Below are 4,443 nucleotides of genomic sequence, written 5' to 3'. Positions count from 1 at the left end.
GAGCCAGCCCCGCACCCCCGCAGGACGAGCACCCGCTCGCCTCCTACGTGCTGCGCGTCAACGGCGCCGACCGGCCCGTCACCGAGGCCTGGATCGGCGAGTCGCTGCTGTACGTGCTGCGTGAGCGGCTCGGCCTCGCGGGCGCCAAGGACGGCTGTTCGCAGGGCGAGTGCGGCGCCTGCAACGTGCAGGTCGACGGACGTCTGGTCGCCTCCTGCCTGGTGCCCGCGGTCACCGCGGCCGGCAGCGAGGTCCGTACGGTCGAGGGCCTGGCCGTGGACGGGCGGCCCTCCGACGTGCAGCGGGCGCTCGCCCGGTGCGGCGCGGTCCAGTGCGGCTTCTGCGTGCCCGGCATGGCGATGACCGTGCACGACCTGCTGGAGGGCAACCCGGACCCGAGCGAACGGGAGACCCGCCAGGCCCTGTGCGGCAACCTGTGCCGCTGCTCGGGCTACCGGGGCGTCCTGCAGGCCGTCAAGGAGGTCGTCGCCGAACGCGAGGCGCGCGCCGCGACGGACGACGCGGAGCCGGGCACCGCCGAGCCGCGCATCCCCCACCAGGCGGGACCGGGCGACGGAGGGGCCCACCCCTCGGCGTTCGAGTCCCCGCGACCGCACGACCCCTACGGCCATGACGGAGGCCAGGCGTGAGCAACGAAGCCGCCACCGCTGCCGCCACCGAGACCGCCGCCGCGCCCGAGTCGCTGCCGCACGGGCTCGGCTCCTCGCTGCCGGCCGCCGACGCCCGCGCCAAGACGGAGGGCACCTTCCCCTACGCGGCCGACCTGTGGGCCGAGGGCCTGCTGTGGGCGGCCGTGCTGCGCTCACCGCACCCGCACGCGCGCATCGTGTCCATCGACACCACGCACGCGCGCGAGATGCCCGGCGTACGGGCCGTCGTCACCCACGAGGACGTCCCCGGCCGCCCGGTGCACGGGCGGGGCACGGCCGACCGCCCGGTGTTCGCCTCGGAGGTCGTACGTCACCACGGCGAGCCCATCGCGGCCGTCGCCGCCGACCACCCGGACACCGCGCGGATGGCCGCCGCGGCCGTCACCGTCGAGTACGAGGTGCTCGACCCGGTGACCGACCCCGAGCAGGCCTTCGAGGCCGAACCGCTGCACCCCGACGGCAACCTGATCCGGCACATCCCGCTGCGCCACGGCGACCCGGACGCGGTCGGCGAGGTGATCGCCGAGGGCCTGTACCGCATCGGCCGCCAGGACCCGGCCCCCATCGGCGCCGAGGCCGGGCTCGCGGTGCCCCGCCCCGACGGCGGCGTGGAGCTGTACCTGGCCTCCACCGACCCGCACGCCGACCGCGACACGCTCGCCGCCTGCTACGGCCTGGAACCCGAGCGCGTGAAGATCGTCGTCACCGGCGTGCCGGGCGCGACGGCCGACCGCGAGGACCAGGGCTTCCAGCTGCCGCTCGGCCTGCTGGCGCTGAAGACCGGCTGCCCGGTGAAACTGACGGCGACCCGCGAGGAGTCCTTCCTGGGCCACGCGCACCGCCACCCGACGCTGCTGCGCTACCGCCACCACGCCGACGCCGAGGGCAGGCTGGTGAAGGTCGAGGCGCAGATCCTGCTGGACGCGGGCGCGTACGCCGACACCTCCTCCGAGGCCCTGGCCGCCGCCGTGTCCTTCGCCTGCGGCCCCTACGTCGTGCCGAACGCCTTCATCGAGGGCTGGGCGGTGCGCACCAACAACCCGCCCTCCGGCCATGTCCGCGGCGAGGGCGCGATGCAGGTGTGCGCCGCCTACGAGGCGCAGATGGACAAGCTGGCCAAGAAGCTCGGGCTGGACCCGGCGGAGGTGCGCCTGCGCAACGTCATGGCGACGGGCGACGTCCTGCCGACCGGCCAGACGGTGACGTGCCCGGCCCCGGTCGCCGAACTGCTCCAGGCCGTACGGGACCACCCCCTGCCCCCGCTGCCCAAGGACACCCCCGAGGAGGAGTGGCTGCTGCCCGGCGGCCCGGAGGGCGCGGGCGAACCTGGCGCGGTGCGCCGGGGTGTGGGCTACGGCCTGGGCATGGTGCACATGCTCGGCGCGGAGGGCGCCGACGAGGTCTCCACGGCGACCGTGCGGGTCCACGGCGGCGTGGCGACGGTGCTGTGCGCCGCGGTGGAGACCGGCCAGGGCTTCACGACGCTCGCCCGGCAGATCGTCCAGGAGACCCTCGGCATCGACGAGGTCCACGTGGCCCCGGTCGACACCGACCAGCCGCCGGCCGGCGCGGGCTGCCGCGGCCGCCACACCTGGGTGTCGGGCGGCGCGGTGGAACGCGCGGCGAAGATGGTCCGCACGCAGCTCCTGCAGCCGCTGGCGCACAAGTTCGGCATGTCCACGGAGCTGCTGCAGATCGCGGACGGCAAGATCACGTCGTACGACGGCGTGCTGTCCACGACCGTGACGGAGGCGTTGGACGGCAAGGAACTGTGGGCGACGGCCCAGTGCCGCCCGCACCCCACGGAGCCGCTGGACGGGGCCGGCCAGGGTGACGCGTTCGTGGGCCTCGCCTTCTGCGCGATCCGCGCGGTGGTGGACGTGGACATCGAGATGGGCACGGTACGGGTGGTGGAGCTGGCCGTGGCGCAGGACGTCGGCCAGGTCCTGAACCCCGCCCAGCTGGCCGCCCGGATCGAGGGCGGCGTCACCCAGGGCGTGGGCATCGCCCTCACGGAGAACCTGCGCACCCCGCGCGGGCTGGTCCGCCATCCCGACCTCACGGGCTACGCCCTGCCCACGGCCCTGGACGCACCCGACATCCGGATCGTGAAGCTGGTCGAGGAACGGGACGTCGTCGCCCCCTTCGGCGCCAAGGCGGCCAGCGCGGTACCGGTCGTGACCTCCCCGGCGGCCATCGCCTCCGCGGTCCGCGCCGCCACCGGCCGCCCCGTCAACCGCCTGCCGATCCGCCCCCAGGCGGCGGTCGTGACGAACCAGTAGGCAGGGCACCCGGACGGACGGGGCAGGGAGGGAACGTCCGCGGCCTCGCCGGCGTCTTCCGTACCGGGGCGTTGTCAGTGGTGCGGCGTAGTGTTCCCGGCAGTGGGGACGACGGCCTCCGCCCGAGGAGGCCCGCCCGGACGCGCCCTGCCCTGAACCGATCGCACGGGGGAGTCATGCACGGGGGAGCGATGAGTACGACCGACACCGTGGTCGCGGTGATCACGCCGCCCGAGGCCGACCACGGTCCCGGCCGCTGGTACGCCGACCGCGCGCTGTTCCCGCCGACGGCCCTCATCCGCCCGGCAGCGCCCGCCGCCCGGCCGGGGACGGTCTCCGGGCCGACGGTCTCCGGTCTGACCCTCGATCTGCGCAGCCGCCTGCTGCACCAGGAGTTCGGCCACGGACGCGTCGCCCGCTTCGAGGCCGTCGACTTCCCCGCCACGCTCACCCACGAGCCGACCCGGCGCTTCCTGCGCGACACGGGCCTGCCCGAGGACGGCGTCCTCCTCCAGCTCGACAGCGACGTATCCCTGCCGACCCTCGCCGAGTTCTGCGCCGACGAGCCCCCGGACGACTTCTGGTCCGGCGAACTACCCGCCCGCGCCCACCACTTGATACGCCTCGGCCGCTTCGTCGACGGCAGCAGCCTGGTGGTCGACGGCGCCACGGGCGAGGTTCGGACCTGGAGCGGACCCGGAGCCACGCCGACCCCCCTCACCAAGGACGTCTCCACGCTCGCCTTCACCCTGTGGCTCCTGCACCGCGGCCGAGTCGCCCGCCCCTGAACCACCCGGCCGCGCGGCCTACGACCAAGGTCCCTGCTGCGGGCCGACCTCCGACAGCAGCCAAAGTGGTCTGCGCCCCTTACGCTGGCGGGCATGAGTGCCCTGGAACCGCGCGACGCCGACGTCGCGGACATCTCCGACAGAAGCCGACTGCGTGACGAGCCGGCCGACACCGTGCTGAGCCGGAGCCACCGGTCGCTGAGCATCGGGATCGTGTCGGTCGTGCTGCTGATCGCCTTCGAGGCGACGGCCGTCGGTACGGCCATGCCCGTCGCGGCGCGCGAGCTGGACGGGGTGTCGCTGTACGCGTTCGCGTTCTCGGGGTTCTTCACCACCTCCCTGTTCGGGATGGTGCTCTCCGGGCAGTGGTCGGACCGGCGGGGACCGCTGGGGCCGCTGACCGCGGGCATCGGCTCGTTCGCGGCCGGGCTGCTGCTGGCCGGGACGGCGGGCGCGATGTGGGTGTTCATCCTGGGGCGGGCCGTGCAGGGACTCGGCGGCGGGCTGGTGATCGTCGCCCTGTACGTCGTCATCAGCCGGGCCTACCCCGAGCGGCTGCGGCCGTCGATCATGGCGGCGTTCGCGGCGGCGACGACCGTGCGGGCGGCGCCCGGCGCGTCGCGCAGCCGGGCCGCGAAGTGCGCGGTGAGGGCGTCGGCGTCCTGGTCGCGGGCGAGGCTGAGCAGGACGGCGGCGGCGCCC

General features: G+C 75.0%; 3 protein-coding genes and 1 pseudogene. All 4 read left to right on the top strand.

Annotated features, from left to right (window positions below):
- Positions 1 to 650, top strand: a 650-nt coding sequence (locus tag C1I97_RS32140) for a (2Fe-2S)-binding protein (RefSeq protein WP_146608359.1), incomplete at its 5' end; no start/stop codon positions are given.
- Entirely contained in the window at positions 647 to 2,953 is a 2,307-nt protein-coding gene (locus tag C1I97_RS32135) for a xanthine dehydrogenase family protein molybdopterin-binding subunit (RefSeq protein WP_111006570.1), read from the top strand. The genes C1I97_RS32140 and C1I97_RS32135, both read left to right, overlap by 4 nt.
- A 290-nt stretch (positions 2,954 to 3,243) precedes the next feature.
- Positions 3,244 to 3,720: pseudogene (locus C1I97_RS32130) on the top strand (SUKH-4 family immunity protein); the annotation flags it as partial.
- Between the two features lie 114 nt (positions 3,721 to 3,834).
- Positions 3,835 to 4,443, top strand: a 609-nt coding sequence (locus C1I97_RS32125; protein ID WP_146608358.1) for an MFS transporter, incomplete at its 3' end; no start/stop codon positions are given.

The organism is Streptomyces sp. NTH33 (assembly GCF_003236365.1).
In the GTDB taxonomy this organism is placed as follows: Bacteria; Actinomycetota; Actinomycetes; order Streptomycetales; family Streptomycetaceae; genus Streptomyces.
The sequence above is the reverse complement of the archived record's forward strand: the minus strand, read 5'-3'. Positions and strand labels throughout refer to the sequence as shown.